Raw genomic sequence first — 19652 nt, 5'->3', positions numbered from 1 at the left:
TCTATATTACAAAGGATGATAACAAAATGTCAGATATTTATTCAAGCATTCAAACTACAGTGAACATATCAGAGAAGTCAAATATGATTTGGAATAATGCAAACCATTTAGTTGGACTATATAAACCACATGAATATGGTAAAGTTATTCTCCCCATGACGGTTATCAAGCGGTTTCATGATACTCTTTTACCAACAAGAGAAAAAGTGCTTGAAACCTATGAGAAGGTTAAAAACTTTGAAGTTAAAGACGGGTTTTTAGAATCTGCTTCTGGGTTAAGTTTTTATAATACAAGTCCTTTTAACTTTGAGTCACTATTGGCAGACTCATCTCATATTGAAGATAATTTTCGTGCATACATCAATGGTTTTTCTGACAATGTCCAAGATGTGCTTGCACACTTTGAGTTTGATAAGGAAATCACTAAGCTTGCGAATAACAATATTCTTTTCTATATAATTCAGGAATTTAACAAAAAATCAAGCTACCTTGGTGCAGACCTTATCACCGCAGTTGACATGGGTTACATTTTTGAAGATTTGATAAAAACCTTTTCAGAGTCCTACAACGAAGAAGCAGGAGCGCATTTTACAAGCCGTGATATTATCTATCTAATGACAGACCTTTTAATCTGTGATGAAAAAGATGCTCTAATTCAAGATGGCGTTGTTAAAACTATTTATGACCAAACAATGGGTACTTCCCAGATGCTTGGATGTATGGAAGAACGCCTTCGTGCTTTAGATGCTGATGCAGAAATTCGTTGTTTTGGACAAGAGTTTAACCCTGAGACATATGCTATTGCAAAGGCAGACATGATTATCAAGGGCGGTAACGCTGACAATATGAAGTTTGGCGATACACTTTCTGATGATAAATTCACTGGTTATACCTACGACTACTGCATTTCAAATCCACCTTTCGGTATTGACTGGAAACGTGAAGAAACCGCAGTTAAAGCAGAACACAAGCTTGGAGACAAGGGCAGATTTGGTGCAGGACTACCCAAAATATCAGATGGGCAGATGTTGTTTATGCTAAATGGCGTAAGCAAACTAAAAGACACAGGTAAAATGGCGATTATCCAAAACGGCTCACCACTATTTTCTGGTGCTGCTGGCTCCGGTGAAAGCGAAATTAGAAGATATTTAATTGAAAATGACTGGCTTGATGCCATTATTCAACTTCCAAGCGATTCATTTTACAATACTGGTATTACAACTTACGTTTGGATAGTTACAAAAAACAAACCTTCCCACAGAGAAGGAAAAGTTCAACTTATTGATGCTTCTAACATGTATGAACAAAGAAGAAAATCAATTGGTAATAAGAGAAATGATATAACAGATGCTTGCAGAGATATCATCGTACAGGCTTATGGCGAATATCAAAATAAGACCTACACAATGGGTGATAAAACTTGCGAGTCTAAGATTATAGAAAATATAGAGTTTGGGTTTAACAAGATAACCGTTGAAAGCCCACTTCTTGACGAAAACGGCAAGCCAGTTATGAAAGCTAAAAAGATAGTATCAGACACTTCAAAACGAGATACGGAAAATGTACCACTAACTGAAGATATTGATATTTACTTTGAAAGAGAAGTAAAACCTTATAATCCTGATGCATGGATAGATAAAAGTAAAACTACCGTTGGATATGAAATTCCATTTTCAAGATATTTTTATAAATATGTATCCCCCGAGAAAAGCGAGGATATAGCAAAGAGAATAAGCGAACTTGAACAAAACATTACTGCTTCTCTTGAAAGATTGTTTTTAAATGGCGGTGAAACAAAATGAATCGAGAGATGAAAGAGAGTGGGATTGAATTTGTAGGGTTTATACCAATGGACTGGAGTGTCATTAAAAATAAATATGTTTTCAACATTAATAAAACTATTGTAGGAGAGGATTTTGAAAAGTTTCAGTTACTTTCATTAACTACGCGAGGAGTTAAAGAAAAAGATATTAATGCACCTGCTGGAAAATTGCCAGAAAGTTTTGCTACATATCAAATAGTTGGAAAAAATGATATTATCCTATGCTTGTTTGACCTTGATGTTTCTGCTGTTTTTTCGGGAATATCGCCATTCAATGGTATGATTTCCCCTGCTTACAAAATTGTAAGCTGTACAGAAAAATTGTTACCGAGATATGTAGAATACTGGTTTAGAATGATTGGTAAAGATAGAAGTTATATGCACTATGCACAAAGTCTTAGAAATACAATAAATGCAGACTTATTTAAAGAAATTCCTGTGTTATGTCCACATTTAAACGAACAACAACGCATTGCAGACTATCTCGATATAAAGTGTACAGAGATTGATAGCATAATGGATAATACGAGGGAATCAATTGATGAATATAAGGCGTATAAAATAGCGGTTATCAGTGAAGCAGTTACTAAGGGTTTAAAATCAGATGTTCAAATGAAAGTTAGCGGTGTAGATTGGATAGGAGAGATACCAGATCATTGGACGGTATCGAGGGTTAAATATCTGCTTGATGAAAGTAAGGAAAGATCAATCGAAGGTAACGAAGAACCGCTATCAATGAGCCAACAATTCGGGGTAATAAAATCGTCCGAACTTGATATTCCAAACGCTACTTCTAGTTATGTTGGAGGAAAATTAGTATATAAAGACTTTTTGGTTTTTAATAAATTGAAAGCACATTTAGGTGTTTTTGCAGTATCAACTTATGACGGAGTTGTCAGTCCTGATTATGCTGTATATGTTGGGAAAGAGGATACTTGCGTTAAATTTCTTGAATATCTTTTTAAAACACCAAAAAGTATTCAACAATTTAAAAAATATATTAGAGGAGTAGGTGCAGGTTTAAGTCGCCTTTATACAAGCGATTTATTTAATATTGAAATTGCTTTGCCGAATTACTATGAACAGGTAGCTATTACAGAATTTATTGATAAAAGATGTATCGAAATTGATAACCTAATTTCCCAAAAGCAACAGATAATATCAGAACTTGAGACATATAAAAAATCCTTAATTTACGAATGTGTAACAGGTAAAAAGGAGGTGTAGCAAATGCAGGATAATGAAAAAAGATTTGAACAAGATATAGAAAGTTTTCTGTTATCACCTAGGGGCGGTTACATCAAAGGTGATCTTAAAACATATAACCGTGAAAAAGCAATTGACATGGATAAGCTTGTTACCTTTCTATCCACTTCACAGCCAAAAGAGTGGGAACGACAAGTTAAGCGTGATGGAGCAGATGCAGAGGTTCGACTTTATCGTTGTTTACAAACTAATATTGATAGTGAAGGTTTAATACATGTATTAAGACATGGTATCATTGACCGCGGCACCAAGTTTAAGCTTGCCTTTTTTAGACCAGAAACAAGCCTTAATGATGTTATTATAAAGCAGTATAGCGATAATATATTAACCAGCACACGCCAGTTTAAATATTCGACACAAAATGAAAATTCTATTGATATGGTGTTATCCCTAAATGGAATCCCAGTTGTTGCAATAGAGTTGAAAAATCAACTTAAAGGACAATCGGTTGACAATGCCAAAAGGCAGTTTATGTATGACCGTGATTCAAAAGAGTTTATTTTTGGTTTTAATAACAGGCTTCTTGTATACTTTGCTGTTGACCTTTATGAAGTTGCGATGACAACTGAGCTAAAGGGTAAGGATACTTACTTTTTACCGTTTAATCAAGGCTCTAATGGTGCTGGTGAAGTTGGTGGTGCAGGTAACCCAGCAGGCGATGGTGAAGGATATGTTACCTCTTATTTATGGGAAAAGGTTTTGCAAAAAGACACCTTGCTTGACATACTACAAAGATATATACATTTAGATATTTCTGAATCAACCGAAAAAGTAAATGGCAAACGTAAGACAAAATCAAGCAAGAAAATAATCTTCCCTCGTTATCATCAGCTTGATGTTGTAACAAAGCTTTTATCAGATGTTAAAGTAAATGGTAGCGGAAAAAATTATTTGATTCAACACTCAGCAGGTTCTGGTAAGAGTAACTCTATCGCATGGCTTGCTTATCGCTTATCTACCCTACATGATAAGAACAATAACAGCGTATTTACTTCTGTAATCGTTGTAACAGATCGCCGTGTGCTTGATAATCAGCTTCAAAACACAATTTCAGGATTTGACCATATAGAAGGTATTGTTGAAACTATTGACGATAAGAAAACCTCCAAAGATTTGCGTGATGCTATAAACGATGGCAAGAAAATTATTATCACAACACTTCAAAAGTTTCCAGTGATCTATGAGGAAATAGACGATAACAAAGGTAGAAGATTTGCAATCATCGTTGACGAAGCACATTCTTCTCAAACTGGTAATAGTGCTAAAAAATTAAAGGCTGCTTTGGCAGATGTGGAAGAAGCCTTAAAAGAATATGCTGAGATTGAAAACTCCGCAGAATCCGAAGTGGAAGATGCAGAAGATAACCTTGTAAAAGAGTTAATCACCCACGGACGACACAAGAATTTATCGTTCTTTGCTTTTACTGCAACACCAAAAGAGAAAACCCTTGAAATGTTTGGCCAAAAGCAAGATGATGGCACTTTCCGTGCATTTCATATTTACAGTATGCGCCAAGCTATTGAAGAAGAATTTATCCTCGATGTGCTTAAAAACTATATGACTTACAAGACTTGCTACAAAATTGCAAAGAATACACCAGATAACCCAGAATTGCCAACCACAAAGGCTGTAAAAGCAGTTCGCCGTTATCAGGAATTGCATCCACATAATTTGCAACAAAAGACAGCGGTTATGGTGGAGCAGTTTAGAGAAATAACAAAAAATAAAATTGGTGGTAATGCAAAAGCTATGGTAGTTACGGCATCTCGCCTTCATGCTGTGCGTTATTATCACGAGTTTAAGCGTTATATCGAAAAGAATAAGTATAATGACATTGATATTCTAATCGCCTTTTCAGGCGTTATAAATGATCTTAACGATCATGGTGACACAGTAGCCTATACAGAAGAAGGTATGAATAAGCGAGCAGACGGATCAACTATCAAAGAGAAGCAATTACCAGAAGAATTTCATCACGATTTTAACTGTCTAATTGTTGCGGAAAAGTATCAGACAGGGTTTGACGAGCCTTTACTGCATACAATGTTTGTTGACAAAAAACTTGATGGCGTAAAAGCTGTTCAAACACTTTCAAGGCTAAATCGCACTTGCCGTGGTAAAGATGATACATTTATTTTGGACTTTGTAAACTCCGCAGAGGATATGAAAAAATCATTTTCTCGTTTTTATGAATCTACCATTCTAAATGAAGAGATAAATATCAACCTGATTTATCAGGCCTGGAGCTTATTACGTAAATTTAAGCTATATAACGATACTGACGTAGAAAAATTCATTAAGATTTATTATAAGGATGGACAGCAGACAGATAAAGACCTCGGCAAAATGACAGCTCTCCTGAAACCTGTTGTTGAAAGATATAATAATTTAGATGAAGAAAGTCGTTATGAATACCGTATGACAATTAGAAACTTTAACAAGTGGTATTCTTATATTGCACAAATTATTAGAATGTATGACAAAAACCTTCAAAAGGAATTTGCTTTTACTTCTTATCTTGCTAATATGCTTCCAAAAGAAAATGACAAGAAGGTTGATTTAGAAGACAAGCTGCGCTTAGAGTTTTACAAGCTTGAAGAAACTTTCAAAGGTGATATTGCTCTCAATCCTACAAAAGAAGACCAAACACTTGTAAATCCAAAGAGGTTAGTTCCTGAATCTATTAACATAAGCGATGACGAACTTTTAGAAAACATTATAAAAAAGATAAACGATCGTTTTAATGGTGTATTTACTGAAGGCGACAAGGTTATTGTGGAAACCATTTACAATAAGATTGTAAAAGACAACAAGAAGCTTAAAACCTATGCCAAAAATAACGATGCAGAAGTGTTTGAACGAAGTATCTTCCCTGAAATTTTCAAAAAGATAGCACAAGAATGCTATATTGATTCTATGACCTCTTTTTCCAAGCTTTTTGAAGATAAGAAGTTTTATAATTCTGTAATGGAAGAAATTGCGCGGGAGTCTTATAAGGATTTGAGAAGTGCAAAGTAGAATACAAAGGCACTTTCTGTTGAGAGTTAATGGTGTAATCCATTCTCGCTTCAGGCATACACACGTTAGGATGGTCGGGTGTAGCTAGTCCCTGGATGCAATTTAAACTGGTTATACTAAAGTAAGAGTGATATTGATATTTTTAGGAGGCTGAGAATGAAAAAGCTAATATTACCATTGGGAAAATTAAACTTTTTGGACTTTATAAAGGAATCCTTAGAAGAAGGTAAGAAGTTTATTACGTCACCTGTTTTTTTGGTGGAAAATATTGAAAGATTTGAAGATAACCTTTATGAAAAGTATGAAAATACTAGTGCAGAAAATATTTATGATGAATTTAGGAACGGTAAATACTTATTTGTTACTTTTAGTGATAATGGAATGAATTACCCAGATGTGGCGTGTATTGATGGAAATGAGTATCAAACTATTGGAGAAATTGATAAGGAAGAATATTTTGATGATGGTGCTGCACCAGAAGACTTTGTATTTACAGAAAACATCCGACTAGACGAGAATAGCAATCTTGGTTTTTTATTGAAATATCAGAATGGAGACCAATTAACTATTCAGTCAGCTCAGTTTTTTCTTGATGCAACAGGTAAAGGTGGAGCAGGACACTTGCCAGATAAGACATCTTATTCATCAATTGAACCTCTAGAAGATGTAGAGGTATTTGAGCAACCCATGAAGAATTATTTGAATAGATTTGGACGCTAAAATTATTAGGGCATAAGTGAAGCCTACGAACCCCGCTGGATAAAAAATATCCGTAGATTATTACGTAAACGAAGAACGATAGCTCAACAAACCGCTCAAATCCATGGGCGGTTTTCTTATGGCTGGAATGATGAGATAAGGCTTAATAGAAGCGCCCTCTAGGCTGTCGTTCAACTAACAGGCTGGTTATTAGAAAATCCTTATCTTTATTGGTTGAGTTTCGAAAAAAACTATATAATTAAAAATAGAGATGTGTTCTAAACAAAGTGTCCCCAAGAGTCCCTTTCTTTCACATTTATGAAGGTCCAACTAGTACCTGAATGATTAAAAATTAAGGAGATAATTTAAATGAGAAATGGGTATTTATTTATACTTATTAATGGGAGCATGAATGGGTTGGTAAATATAGGAATTACTTTTAAAAGTCCAACTGAAAGAGCAAGAAATTTATCAAACAGTGATTCAGTTCCTACACCGTTCAAAGTTGCTTATGAGAGTTTTGTGGAAAATTGCGATGAAATAGAAAGAAAGATACATAGTCGCTTAGAAGACTTTAGAGTTAATCCAAGGAGAGCATTTTTCAATTATCCATTAAATAAAGCCATTGAATTAGCACAATCTTATTCAATGAAAGAGTCAAGTAATAAAGAAGACTTTTACGAATCAATCGATATTCTTGATGATCTAAAAGAAAAATATAGTCACAACATAAATGAAAATGTAACTTCTGTGAAAATATATCAAACTCAAGAGAGGGTTTCATTAGAGGTTACCTCTGATTTCGAATTAGGGAATAAACTATTAGATCAAGTAATTAGGAGAACCGATTTAGGGTTTATTGATATTGGGGTTATTGGGGATGGAAGTGCTTTTAATCCCAAAGATTCAATTCAAGCCAATGTCGTTAGGTTCTTAAACTGTAGCCCAGCAACTCACGTAGTAAGTCAATCAGATTTATTTACTGAAGAAGGAGCAAATAAACTTTACAATGAAGATTTGTATGAATAGCGTTGGGATCATTTTAACCGCTGCCTTTAATGGGGGCGGTTTTTCTATTGTTCGATCAAAAGCCTGGTTAACCCTCACTTCGTATTCCCAAGAAATCAAACTTTCTTGTGAAGTAATTTGAATGCTCACTAAACTCATTAATGTTATTTTGTTATCGTCATCCACTCAGGTCATACCCGAGGCCACTTATGTGTTACCCCCGCCCATTTCAAAGAAACGCAAGCTTTACAAGCCAGATGGCTCTGTCCAGTATGCCTGTGATGGAGAAGACTTGCCCTTTGCATTGCCAAACGGTTATCAATGGCAGGCTTCCAAGCGCGTCTTTCAGAACCTCGCGAAGTTCATTCTTTCCCGTCCGTGGGAACAAGAACCGGATCCCCGCCTGGATGCCGGTATGGTCTGCGACGGTTGGACGGATACGCCTACCTGGTCGATCAACGGCGTAACGGAGGAACAGTCCTTTGTGATTGGCGAGGGGCCGACGAGCCTGCTCAAAGTGATGGACCGGATCCGGCGGCTCACGAAGGACGAAGAACAGAAATTTTCGTCGGGTTTTCCCCCAATTCCGAAAAACTAAGAAAAACGGAGATCGTCCTATAACCGTCCTAGCAAGTTCATAGGAACATTATAGGAGAAATGGCCCAATTCGGCGTTTGTCAGATTCTCTCGCTTGGTTCAAAATGGAAACCGAAAGAGGGGCGATAAAGATGAGCAGTGGGCGGATAGTAAGCGGCGAAGGATACTCCGAGAACGGCGACGCGTGGCTGCATCCCGAGGTAGACGATGAGACCACCTTTACCTCGAAGGTGAATAAGATTGTAGATTTAATCGTTTCCCAGCAAGCATGTCCCAACCTGGGGAATTTCTACGCAGAATCAAAAGAGAAACGCCGTAATCTCATGCACTACTTCAATTTGCTGTTCTGGAACAAACCGGTGGTTTTATTTATCGGCGAAGCCGCTGGCAAGGACGGCTGCGTGATTACAGGCATCCCGTTTACTTCGGAACGGGTTATTCGTCAAGGCTGGTTGAGGAAACACTTCCCCATGGGGCAGTTTGATGTTGAAGGGAATCAGTGGGAACGTTCGGCCCACTTCTTTTGGGAGTGCGTTCAAAAACTAAATCGCCCCGCAGTCGCTTGGAACGTTGTGCCTTTGCACCCTTTTAACGAAGAAGGTAAAAACCGTACTCCGGAGCCTAATGAAATCGAGTGGGGTATGACGATCTTGCCGCTTGTTATCGACCTATTTCCGGAAATCAAGGTCGTAACCGTTGGGAGAGAGGCTGAAGCCGCCTGCCGGAAACTCAATATCGAAACAATCGGCCATCTCAATCATCCTCGCAGAGCCGATATTTTCCGAAAGCAATTCGACGATCTGTTCTCAAAAGGATGGGAATCGCATGAACATATATCCGGTCTTAGAGCATCTCTGCACCGAACGCCCCGTGTTTGCCAACGAAGCCGATTTCCAGCACGCTTTGGCTTGGCAGATCCAACTCGCATATCCGGACGCAATCATTCGGTTTGAGGTTAAGCCGCCCGGCTCCCGGGTCTATCTGGATCTCGTGGTAACGCACAAGGGTCAGCGGACCGCGTTCGAACTGAAATACTTAAAGCGCAAACTGGACGTGGAAGTGGGAGGAGAGTTCTTCTCGCTTTCCGAAGACGGCGCGCAGGACACCGGCCGCTACGACATCCTGAAGGACGTACAGCGGCTTGAGAAGGTCGTGAGCGAGGGCTTTGTGAATGTCGGTATCGCCGTTTGCCTCACGAACGACTACGCCTATTGGAATTCGCCCACTCAGGCGCGGGAGACGATCTTCTAGGCGTTCCGGCTGACCGATGGTCGGAAATTGACCGGGGAACTGGCTTGGGGAGCGGAGCCTCGCCCGGATTCATCGGAGGCCGGATGGAGCCGATCCGACTGCAGGGCGAATATACCGTCCGCTGGCAGCCATACAGCCAGGTGCCGGCCGAACGGAACGGGGAATTCCGCTACTTGGCCTTCGAAATGGAACGAGCATGAAAAAAAGCCGCAGGGAGATCCCTTGCGGCTTTTTCGATGAGTAGCATTACCCCTTAATATAATAAGAACTGTGTGGGACACCTTGCTGTCAGCCCCTTGCGAGGCACCACTTACCGCTCGCAGGAAATTCCGTCCATATCCCGGTCGTTCTTCTTGTTGGCTTCATAAAGCGCTTTGGAAACGAAGGGCTTATACTTCGTCTTGCCGCCCTTGTTCTTGATGCCGGCGTGTTTACGGCAGTTCTAACACCAAAGAAATGTGAGATAGTTTGTAGAATTAACTACTCATTCTCAAGTATTTTGGCCAGATCGGCAAGAGAAGGAACATAACGCAAGGTCGTTGCTAAATCCTTTTGTCGAAGCTGATTCATAATATCGACGATGCTCATGCCGCCTACTTGCATCAAATATCCTGCTGTCCGTCTGAGGTCATGAGGACGGATGTGCTTGGACAATCCTGCATCTTGGACTAATTCAAACAACAATCGTTTAATTCTGTTTTCGGACATTTTTTTGCCTTTATGATGAAACAGGTATTCATCCCCCTGTTGGGCATATTTCAAATAATCTGGATGTTATATATATCGTTCTAACTCTTTGCTTAGGGCTTTAGGGATCGCAACCGGCCGTTGATCGGTTTTTTGCCCTTCAAATATATGTACAGTCCTTTTCTCCAAATTCAGCCGCTTCCGTCGAAGGAAACGGACCTCAGAAATGCGCAGACCTGTGATCAACATAAACCAAATAAACACGAATTCTTGCCGATAAAAAGGGTTTTTTAACAAGGCTACTTTAAGAATGGCGTCGCACTCATCTTTGCATAATGCTGTGTTCTGAATGGGGCTCTCAAATTTAGGACGAGGATAACCTATAAGGGGATTGCGCTCAATGAGTTCCATTTCGTGAAGAAACTCAAAAAAACGTTTTAGCGGGGTAATAGTTTCCGCAATCAATCTATTCAATAGGCCTCTATTCTTTAAATCAATAACGAAACGGTCAAATACCTCTCGTTGAATAGGTAGGTACCTGTTCGAATGATCACGACTGGCATGAAAGTGATCAAAATCAAGCGAACCTTCGAAGCCTTCCTTCAGCAGGAAGGCTTCGAATCGCTTTAGAGCCGTGATATATTTCTCTTTGGTGCTCTTACTCAGTGTGAAGTGAGCATTCCAGAACTGAAAATAATCGGATTGTAAAAGAAAACCCATACAGACATCCTCCAGTATCAAAAGAGATCGCTTGCTTTAAGCTGGGCAAGGGGGTGCTTATCGATTGCCTTAACCAGCATGCTGTCAAATAGCTTCAAATAGACTTCCGTTGAGCTGAGCCAAGCATGGCGCATTAGCTCTTTGATTGTATAAATGTTTACGCCGGACTGGAGCAGATACAAGGCAAACGAATGACGCAATGAATGAACGGAGAGTTGGTAAGGTTTTTTGTCGCACGTTGGAATCGATTGTGCTTCATCAATCAAGGCAGCAAACATTTTTTGAACGGTGCTTTCATGGAGGGCGGATTGGCCCTTGTTATCGGAAAAAATGTATAGCTCGGGGTAATTCGGTGCTTCCATTACGCAACCGTAGCGAAATTTGACATATGCGAGAAGGATCTCGAGCGATGATTTAGTTATTTTGCTTGGCTGTTTATATCCTTTCTTTCCTTTCCCGCGAACTAGAATTTCCTGCCGGGAGGGCACAATATCCTTAATCTGCAAACCCAGCAATTCGGATAATCGAATGCCGGAACCAAGAAACGTCCATAATATTGTGAAATTGCGATGTGCTTCACGTCCAAGCCTTACATTACAAAGGAGCTCATCAAGCTGCGCTTTGGTAAACGCACGAGGCTCATGGTTGCGATCGATTTGGATGGAGAGGGTTCGTTTCAGTTTCCCGATATTACTGTTAAAAAAGTGAGTGAAAACCTCGCCCAGGAAACTTCGTAAGAAGGCTGCCTTTTTGCTACGCGTATTGAGCTTTTGAACGGGGACTAAGTATTCCGTCAAAAAGACTGCTGTTGCTATCTCCTTGATATTTGGATTAGATCCTTTCATGCTGCGGCAATACTGCAAGAACAGGTTCATTTCATAGCGGTATACTTGCTGCGAGGACTTAGCTAAACTTTGAAAAGTGTCACTCTCAAAATAATGAGTGATAGCTTCTTCCAGCATAACCTCGCTTTGTTTGGTCTTGTTGTTGAGGCTGTCCGTCGGGATAAATCGAAGCAGCATGCGCTGGAAAGCATCAGGCCCATACTGATCTGCAATTTGAGCGATTGATTCTTCGAGCTGCACCTCTTTAGAGACGGCATCATCAAATAAAGGCATGATTCTTCCCCTCTCTACTCGTATTTCAACTTATTGATTTGATCCATCATAAATCGATCCTGTCGTCCTAAATGAATATATAGGCTTACGGTATCTAGTCGTGCAACGCGAGCTAATTCTTTCAATGCCTGCGGTAAGATACTCTTTTGAGCTAAGCGCGTGATAAAAATATGTCGAAAGAAATGTACGCCTCCAGGGAATGGCCAAGCGGCAATCATGGCATACAATTTATATTTTCGATATAAACTGGCTGCAATAGACTGCGGACGATTTCCAAGAAGGTAACATGAGGGTAATGACATAGTTTGAGCATCCAGTAAAAGTTCATATAGTTTCCCCGCAAGAGGTAAAGGATGGCTCTTTTTGCCTTTGCTTCGAATTACAATTGTTCTGGTCCCAAGGTTGATATCGTTCCATTTGATTTTAGCCGCTTCGGATAACCGCAGACCAAGATGGAACAGAAGACGGTATCCAATCTGTTCAAGGATGGGATTCTCGGCATAACGATCCACTACTTGAAAAAACGTTTCGATCTGCTGATCTGTGGGTATGTCTCTGGGCTTGTAACGTGGTGCACGTATTGCCCGAAAACGTTGAAGGGGAGGTTCATACCCGAAACGTTCCCTTAAAAAGCAAAAAAACGATCGGATGGCATAGATGCGGTGACTGAACGTAATTGGACTGCAAGTTCCTTCCTTTACCTCCTTCAGTTTGAAGGATCGAAACGCAAGTAAGTGAGCGTTTTGAATGTGGAGAATGGAAATTTGGTCAGCGGAAGTTCCCATAAACACTCCGATATTGGCGCAAAGCCAGCAGAAAAGTTGCTGGATATTAGCGACAGTGTGACGGATATGTTCATGAGAAAAACCACTCCGTTCCAAATGCTCCCGATAACTAAGAATCCGTGGGTGGAGAGGTCCCTCCTGAGAAGGTGTTTTAGCAACGGATATTTTTTGGTTTAACAAGCCTACTTCACTCGATTTTCTCACTATATAACGAAATAGGTGTTCGCAATGCGAGCTTTTAGATGCGTACTCTGCTGCATAGCGAAGAGACTCGGGATTAAGCAGGTGTTCATTTTGAACTTGGATCAACGCAATCTGATAGAATCTTGCAACACTTTCCAACAACTCTTGTACGTACGCAATTTTTCGGAAGAAAACAAGGGGGGTGTTGGACATGGATTGCATTAAATAGTCCAGCATAAGGCTCGGATTCATTTTGTTTTCAACTCTATTTTCCCAGAGCCACTGATTGATGCCTTGAGGTCCCAGGCGAGGGAGACTCTCGGTATTTGGAATCTCAGGCTGAATCTGCTGTGCATATAGCATGTTTTCGACCTTCTCCCTCGTGACTTTTCTAATATCATGATCGTCACTGAGCGTCGGGAAAATACCCGAAAGGTCAAGAATCTTTTCGGCAAAAAAAAAATTCTGCCGAAAAGATTCGTTCAAATCGAGTTGGTTTCGATTATCCAAGCGGGGTTGTTCTTCTGAGGGGGGATTCTTCATCGTATGAGCCTCCTTAATGTAAGTAGCTCTAGCCTATCCCGATTGATGAAGTGTATTTAAACACTCATTAACATGAGAAAAGGCCACCATGAAGGAGGACAATTGCGATGAAATTTTATAAGGGAATCACATGGGTAAAATCTCGCATTTCGATGACTGTTAGCAATTCTTTGAAGGCAGCTTCTTTTTTTGGCTTTGGTCCTAAAATCCAAACCGACCTTTTATGTGGTCGTAAAGGAGTGTAAGTTGTCACAAGATGCGTAGCGAATGGAAACATGTTACGTATGATATTCCTCTTTTGAGGGTAAAGCGCTGGTTCGTGATTTAAATGAAATTCGAGGTATTCCATTTCTGGATAACTTCTAACCCATCTTGCTGAAATCGGACAATTCTCTCCTTCAAAAAGAGGGAGGGCATCATGGATCCAGTATCCTCTAATACTCCGGACTCGATTTTTCTCTTCATTTAGTTCATCAATACGTTTTTCTTCGGATGCCCCTTTGTACCAATATTCTGACGGGACAGAAAAAGACTTTTCATCTGGTATTGGCTCCACAAGTGGTTGCCATGGGACGTTGCACATAACTGCATAAGAATGAATGGCACTGAGTGGCGGTTGCTTACTCGTGTTTAGCAGATTATGAGCGGTTCCAGACGCTATTCCAGTTCCTTCGCTTATCATTTGCTGACTTAAATGATATGAATTTGCATAAAGCGGTCTTCGAAAGAAGACATCAGGATATAGAAGCAGTTGTTCCCAAAGCGATTTGTGAATTTGAATACGGAACAATAATTGATAGTTTGCATTAAGCAGATAAGTACGATTTTCTGCTTTTTTAATTTTATTCATTGCACTCAAAAACTCCCGCGATTTTATTATAGGCTGATTCCAAATTTTTTCGTTTTCATTCATCTGCATTCACCAAATAAATCATAATCATTTTGTGAATTTCGTGCTGGTTCACTCACGAAAGTGAGTGAGCAACTAATAAAAACAGAATAGGGAAAAGTTATAAATAAGGATAAACGAGATTCCCAAATAAAAAAGGGGTTCATACTGTAAACACCTCCGGTATGTTGGTTTTTCGCGGATTCCGCATACCAATTACCAAGGCCACTTACTTTGAACGTCTGACGCAAGGTAAACTCTATAACAAAGAAACCCTAGACCCTTTTGAGAAATTCACAATACTCAGGGTAGGTTATAAGGAATTCTTCTCTTGTCACCGTTGCTACAAATAGTCCTTATGTTTGTAAGACCATTATCGCTAAATGTCATGTATGAACGGAGGACATGACCGACATCGCATAGGGGATGCGTTTCTATTGACCGGGAGTCGAACTCCACTCGTGAGGAACGAGCGCGAGCAGGGATGACTCGCATCTTTTCGTTATACTACGTTTTATTAGAGAGAACAATAGAAGGAGGGAACGGATTGTGGCGCAAATAGAAAAAGCAGTGTCCTTTTGGTTTCTTTTGGTTTTACAAACAGGTTAGTGATGATAATCGCAGTGAAACATGCACATCTGTGACCTGGCTGTGAACAATTAAAAGTTTAGCCCATTTTATGAACGGGAACGAGAAAAAAGTTTATCTTTAATTAATTAACTATAAGTTAAGTATATACTTAAAAATGAAGGGAGATTTGTCATGAGGGAACACATTCTAAACAGAATCCAATTATTGAAAACATTATTGGAATTAGAAGAGAAGCTAATGGCTGACTTCGATGAGGTAAAACTCCAGGCAAATTCTCTATGTAAAAACCAGGAAGTGGTTATTGCTCATCAAGGACAGCTAAAAGGTGTTTTTTCTGTTGCGGAATTGTCTGATTATTTAGGCGTCTCTGCGGATTGCATATATGCCATGGTACGTGAAAACCAAGTACCACATGTAAGGATACGAAGAAGGATATTATTTCACAGAGAGGCTATTGAATCATGGATTCAGAATCCAGTTAATCTAGTACATAAATAATGGTTATTAACAATTAATTAAATGAGCTGATTACGCCACATGTGTAATTAGGGGTTTAAACCCCCACGCCTTCTGAAAGTGAAGCCCAGTCTGCATGTGGACTGGGCTTTTTCTTACGCATATGGCCGCTTATACATCGTAAATTCTGGTCTGAAGCAATCATCCATAAGATGAATATTATACCAACATAATCAAATTATGTGGAACGAGCGCGAGAAGAGGTGGTTCACATCTTTCCTTGTATTCTTTTTGTTTGAATAAGTTAGCTACTATAGCACGCCAGCGGATCGAAGCTATTATCAAGTTGCTACTGATGGTAATGCTGAGTATGAGGTATAATGAAGATAGCACATCGCTCTGACTAAACTAGATATTACATCATGGATGAACTTGAACTGAAGGAACAGATACCTTCAGTTTTTTTGTGATATTTTAGGAGGGGGGGGGGGCGTAGAGCTTAAGCAAATGATTCAATTGTTAAAAAAGACTTTCTAATACAATATCTTTCGAATTGTTGGAGAGCTGTTGGAGAGCTTAGAACTACTTAAAGAAACCATTAACGATATAATGAGCGTTATTGATCAGAAGATGAGTGATGCATTTAGGGGTAGAGACTTCACAACTCGTTTTTGAGTAGAGGTGATATGGTGTACGGAGACTGGTACTACACATGGCATGAGTTAGAAGTTGATATTAGTACATACGAAGAAGATAAGTTAAATGGAATGCTCACGGAGTTAAGACAAATTGCTCCGGACATTATTTGGAGAATAACTAATGTTGAATATGAAGGTTCAAGCACCATTTTGGTATACCCCACACTGGAAGTTCCTGAGGAACAGTGGGGTGATGCGCAAGAGATTATCGAGTTATGGCTAGAGGATTTTGATTTTAGTGAGTATGATCCAATTGATTATCGTTACCCAGGCGTATACTTAAGTGAGGGAGATAAGAAAGTATTAAATCCTACTATACATGAACTCGAAAGCTGTATTCTAAAGTTAGGCTTTATTCAGTTTAATATGGATATGGATAGAACAGAGTTATTAAATACTCTTTCCGAATGTGCTATTCAACTTTCGAAAATTATTGCACTAGCGTTCCAACTCCCAACCTATTCTTTAAAGCAAAGTATCGGTGTCTCCCCCGGAAATCGATTAAAAAATAGTTTTATTGATTTTGAGGAAACTAATGTAGAACTTTTTATGAAATCTCTAAAAATTAATGAGGAATTGAAGGAGCTACTGTATGAAATATCCTCTAATTTAGATGAGATTTATTCTGAATTGAACGTCTATGATATTAATGAATGGATTGAGTATGAATGGATTGAGTATGTTAGGATAGCTGGAGAGATGGTAATAGTTTTGACTCCAAAGGGCTATGGTGAAGCGGTACATTATTGGAGATCAAGGCTTTTTAGAAAGTCTAAATTTAGTGTAGGTCATACTATAACTCAAACGCTAGAATTAAGTAGGGTAGCATATAACTTATTGAGAAAGTACTGATTCATTTTCACACTTTCTGATGAAACAGTATATCCACAAATTAACAAAAAGGATTCTGTAGAACTATGTAGAATGTACTAGTCATACAGAATATGTCACCTGTTCCAGTCAATTGTGTGCCAGAATTGCCGTTATAGCTGCAATATCAAGCATACTCTTTCAGCTGCACGACGTAGGCTGTAAGGGTATGTTTTTTGTGTTCGAACACCTGTTTGCTGACGAACAGCTGACGCTATGTTTGATTAAACTTCAGATAAAAAGGGAGTGTGATCACGTGATTAGAACATTGCAATTAAATGGCACATTCTTTACATACCTCAATAATAAGAACCAGTATGGCCAGGAAATGCAATCGTGTATGGAACGCACCGTCCAGAAGCTTTTAGATACGCAAACAACATTAGACCGCCCTGGAATGCTCCTTGGGAAGATTCAATCCGGAAAGACGAGGACATTTCTTGGTGTGATGTCGATGGCTTACGATAATAGCTTCGATATTGTTATTGTACTAACCAAAGGGACACGAGCGCTCGCGCAGCAAACATTGGAGAGGCTCAAATCGGAGTTCTTTGATCTGAACGAGCAAGATCACATTCAAATTTATGACATTATGGTTATGCCAAGTCTGACAAGATATGAGCTTAGTCAGAAGCTCTGCTTCGTTGTGAAGAAAGAAATTAAGAATATGGCTAAGCTACATGATGCCTTCTTCAACCAGTATCCGGAGTTGGCTAACAAGAAGATTTTGATTATTGACGATGAGGCAGACTTCGCAAGCATCGGATTCACTTCTTCCAAAGATAATGACAATCTCGAGATTAAGAAGATTGCTGGGAAGATTGATGAATTCCGTAAGAAGGCAGTGAGCAGCAGCTTCCTGCAGGTAACAGCTACGCCGTATTCATTATATCTGCAGCCAGAAGATGTTGTTGTGGATTCGGCTGTATTTAAACCGATTAAACCGGCTTTTACCGAGCTGGTTCCTATTCATGATAAGTATATTGGCGGTGACTTCTACTTTCATGAAAGTGTAGAGGCAGATACTGTCGCTTATCGCCTGTACGAGGAAGTACCGGCAGCTGAACTCGATGTTCTGAAGAAACAAGATCGCCGTGTCTTCAAGATCGAAGAGTGCCTTATTAGCGGTAAAATTAATTCATTGCGAAATGCTATTGTTAATTTTATCGTTGGTGGTTGCATCAGACGTATTCAAGATCGGCAAGAGAATAATACGCCGAAGAAATTCAGTTTTATTATTCATACAGAACAAAACAAGGCAGCCCATGGTTGGCAGGAAAGCATCATCGACGCCATTGCGGAGAAGTTGACGGAAGAATCGCGGAATAACACTTCACTGTTCAAGCATTTACTTGAGGTGGCATACGCCAATCTAAAGCTATCTATTGACCTCTCTGAATCAGAACTACCTAGTTTTAAAGCGATTCAAGATGAAGTGAAGCAGGCTCTCGATGGCGGCCACATTATGATTACGAAAGTGAACTCGGAGAAGGATGTTAACGAACTACTGGATGCCTCTGGGCAATTAAAGCTGCGTACGCCTCTTAATATCTTTATTGGCGGTCAGATTCTAGACCGCGGTATTACGATTGGCAACTTAATCGGATTCTATTATGGACGCCGTCCGAAGACGTTCCAACAAGATACCGTATTGCAGCATTCTCGCATGTACGGAGCTAGACCAGTTGAGGATTTGTCCGTAACACGCTTCTATACGACAGCTGATATTTATACGGTTATGCAGCGTATTCACGAGTTTGATACTGCCCTACGAGATGCTTTCGAGAAGGGAAGCCATGATAAAGGGGTTATCTTTGTTCAGAAGGATTCTTCAAGTCAGATCATTCCTTGTTCCCCTAATAAAATCATGCTTGCCGATACTACAACATTGAAACCTTTATCGAGGCTTCTACCAGTGGGATTCGAACAGAAGGCTAAAACTCATACTACAAAGCATGTTGAAGCAATTGATAAGCTAATTTCAACTTGTTGTACTGACAGCAGCAACACGCCGGCAGAGTTTATGATGGATGTCGATGACATAGTGCGTATCGTCCATCATATTGAGGAGACATTTAAAGAAGGTCATAGCTGGAATAAGGACGCCTTTATATCAAGTCTCGAATATCTAACGGCAATAAGTAAGGATGAAGATCGGCGAGGTCAGGTCTGGGTGATTGTAAGGCGTAATCGTGATGTTGCAAGAATGAAACAGGATGGCCGTCTTGAGAACTCGCCGGATTCGTATCAAGAGAAAGGTCATGCGAAGAATCTAGCTACCGATATTCCTGCGGTTATTCTACTCAGGCAAAATGGTAACGCAGAAGGTTGGCAAGGGAACCCTTTCTACTGGCCGGTACTTGTAGCTCCAAAACAAATGCAGACGGTCGTGTTTGCCAATCACTTATTCGCAGATTAATTAGTGCAACACGAAAATACTTAATCAGGAGG

Annotated in this window: 14 protein-coding genes and 2 pseudogenes; 11 read left to right on the top strand and 5 right to left on the bottom strand. The window is 39.6% G+C overall.

Annotated elements, in window-relative coordinates:
- The first annotated feature begins 26 nt into the window (after positions 1 to 26).
- From AC50Y3_RS23090 to AC50Y3_RS23055, 8 genes are all read left to right on the top strand, one after another.
- The gene (locus AC50Y3_RS23090) at positions 27 to 1802 is read left to right on the top strand and encodes a type I restriction-modification system subunit M (RefSeq protein ID WP_494821078.1); all 1776 of its coding nucleotides are present in this window, start codon (positions 27 to 29) and stop codon (positions 1800 to 1802) included.
- On the top strand, positions 1799 to 3049 hold the full coding sequence (locus tag AC50Y3_RS23085; RefSeq protein ID WP_494821077.1) for a restriction endonuclease subunit S: 1251 nt from the start codon (positions 1799 to 1801) through the stop codon (positions 3047 to 3049). The genes AC50Y3_RS23090 and AC50Y3_RS23085 overlap by 4 nt, the downstream gene beginning before the upstream one ends.
- A 3-nt stretch (positions 3050 to 3052) precedes the next feature.
- The gene (locus AC50Y3_RS23080; protein ID WP_494821076.1) at positions 3053 to 6106 is read left to right on the top strand and encodes a type I restriction endonuclease subunit R; all 3054 of its coding nucleotides are present in this window, start codon (positions 3053 to 3055) and stop codon (positions 6104 to 6106) included.
- Between the two features lie 156 nt (positions 6107 to 6262).
- Entirely contained in the window at positions 6263 to 6826 is a 564-nt protein-coding gene (locus tag AC50Y3_RS23075; protein WP_494821075.1) for a hypothetical protein, read from the top strand.
- A 348-nt stretch (positions 6827 to 7174) separates the two neighbouring features.
- Complete coding sequence (locus AC50Y3_RS23070; RefSeq protein WP_494821074.1) at positions 7175 to 7834, top strand: GIY-YIG nuclease family protein; 660 nt, start codon at positions 7175 to 7177, stop codon at positions 7832 to 7834.
- Between the two features lie 121 nt (positions 7835 to 7955).
- Positions 7956 to 8411, top strand: a complete 456-nt coding sequence (locus AC50Y3_RS23065) for a hypothetical protein (protein ID WP_494821073.1) — start codon at positions 7956 to 7958, stop codon at positions 8409 to 8411.
- A 130-nt stretch (positions 8412 to 8541) separates the two neighbouring features.
- Entirely contained in the window at positions 8542 to 9363 is an 822-nt protein-coding gene (locus AC50Y3_RS23060) for a uracil-DNA glycosylase (protein WP_494821072.1), read from the top strand.
- A 37-nt stretch (positions 9364 to 9400) separates the two neighbouring features.
- Positions 9401 to 9661 carry a hypothetical protein gene (locus AC50Y3_RS23055; protein ID WP_494821071.1) on the top strand — a complete coding sequence of 87 codons (261 nt, stop codon included), beginning with the start codon at positions 9401 to 9403 and terminating at the stop codon, positions 9659 to 9661.
- 310 nt (positions 9662 to 9971) lie between these two features.
- On the opposite strand, the pseudogene AC50Y3_RS23050 reads toward AC50Y3_RS23055, so the two are convergent.
- The 5 genes and pseudogenes from AC50Y3_RS23050 to AC50Y3_RS23030 form a co-directional block, all read right to left on the bottom strand.
- A pseudogene (locus tag AC50Y3_RS23050) lies at positions 9972 to 10082 on the bottom strand (excalibur calcium-binding domain-containing protein); the annotation flags it as partial.
- A gap of 59 nt (positions 10083 to 10141) precedes the next feature.
- Positions 10142 to 11068: pseudogene (locus AC50Y3_RS23045) on the bottom strand (tyrosine-type recombinase/integrase).
- Between the two features lie 17 nt (positions 11069 to 11085).
- On the bottom strand, positions 11086 to 12186 hold the full coding sequence (locus AC50Y3_RS23040) for a tyrosine-type recombinase/integrase (RefSeq protein WP_494821070.1): 1101 nt from the start codon (positions 12184 to 12186) through the stop codon (positions 11086 to 11088).
- A gap of 14 nt (positions 12187 to 12200) precedes the next feature.
- Positions 12201 to 13697: a tyrosine-type recombinase/integrase gene (locus tag AC50Y3_RS23035; RefSeq protein ID WP_494821069.1), complete on the bottom strand. Its 1497-nt coding sequence runs from the start codon at positions 13695 to 13697 to the stop codon at positions 12201 to 12203.
- A 115-nt stretch (positions 13698 to 13812) separates the two neighbouring features.
- Entirely contained in the window at positions 13813 to 14610 is a 798-nt protein-coding gene (locus AC50Y3_RS23030) for a hypothetical protein (protein WP_494821068.1), read from the bottom strand.
- Positions 14611 to 15348: 738 nt separating this feature from the next.
- On the opposite strand from AC50Y3_RS23030, the gene AC50Y3_RS23025 reads away from it, so the two are divergent.
- The 3 genes from AC50Y3_RS23025 (at position 15349) to AC50Y3_RS23015 (ending at position 19620) form a co-directional block, all read left to right on the top strand.
- Positions 15349 to 15675, top strand: a complete 327-nt coding sequence (locus AC50Y3_RS23025; protein ID WP_494821067.1) for a helix-turn-helix domain-containing protein — start codon at positions 15349 to 15351, stop codon at positions 15673 to 15675.
- Between the two features lie 644 nt (positions 15676 to 16319).
- A complete protein-coding gene (locus AC50Y3_RS23020; RefSeq protein WP_494821066.1) occupies positions 16320 to 17183 on the top strand; it encodes a hypothetical protein in 864 nt (287 codons plus the stop codon).
- Between the two features lie 274 nt (positions 17184 to 17457).
- Complete coding sequence (locus AC50Y3_RS23015) at positions 17458 to 19620, top strand: Z1 domain-containing protein (RefSeq protein WP_494821065.1); 2163 nt, start codon at positions 17458 to 17460, stop codon at positions 19618 to 19620.
- Positions 19621 to 19652 lie beyond the last annotated feature (32 nt).

Source organism: Paenibacillus sp. J22R98 (assembly GCF_059383835.1).
The sequence above is the reverse complement of the archived record's forward strand: the minus strand, read 5'-3'. Positions and strand labels throughout refer to the sequence as shown.

Coding starts and splice junctions, on each gene's coding strand:
- AC50Y3_RS23090 (WP_494821078.1), top strand. CDS start 27: ATGTCAGATATTTATTCAAGCATTCAAACTACAGTGAACATATCAGAG.
- AC50Y3_RS23085 (WP_494821077.1), top strand. CDS start 1,799: ATGAATCGAGAGATGAAAGAGAGTGGGATTGAATTTGTAGGGTTTATA.
- AC50Y3_RS23080 (WP_494821076.1), top strand. CDS start 3,053: ATGCAGGATAATGAAAAAAGATTTGAACAAGATATAGAAAGTTTTCTG.
- AC50Y3_RS23075 (WP_494821075.1), top strand. CDS start 6,263: ATGAAAAAGCTAATATTACCATTGGGAAAATTAAACTTTTTGGACTTT.
- AC50Y3_RS23070 (WP_494821074.1), top strand. CDS start 7,175: ATGAGAAATGGGTATTTATTTATACTTATTAATGGGAGCATGAATGGG.
- AC50Y3_RS23065 (WP_494821073.1), top strand. CDS start 7,956: ATGCTCACTAAACTCATTAATGTTATTTTGTTATCGTCATCCACTCAG.
- AC50Y3_RS23060 (WP_494821072.1), top strand. CDS start 8,542: ATGAGCAGTGGGCGGATAGTAAGCGGCGAAGGATACTCCGAGAACGGC.
- AC50Y3_RS23040 (WP_494821070.1), bottom strand. CDS start 12,186: ATGCCTTTATTTGATGATGCCGTCTCTAAAGAGGTGCAGCTCGAAGAA.
- AC50Y3_RS23035 (WP_494821069.1), bottom strand. CDS start 13,697: ATGAAGAATCCCCCCTCAGAAGAACAACCCCGCTTGGATAATCGAAAC.
- AC50Y3_RS23030 (WP_494821068.1), bottom strand. CDS start 14,610: ATGAATGAAAACGAAAAAATTTGGAATCAGCCTATAATAAAATCGCGG.
- AC50Y3_RS23025 (WP_494821067.1), top strand. CDS start 15,349: ATGAGGGAACACATTCTAAACAGAATCCAATTATTGAAAACATTATTG.
- AC50Y3_RS23020 (WP_494821066.1), top strand. CDS start 16,320: ATGGTGTACGGAGACTGGTACTACACATGGCATGAGTTAGAAGTTGAT.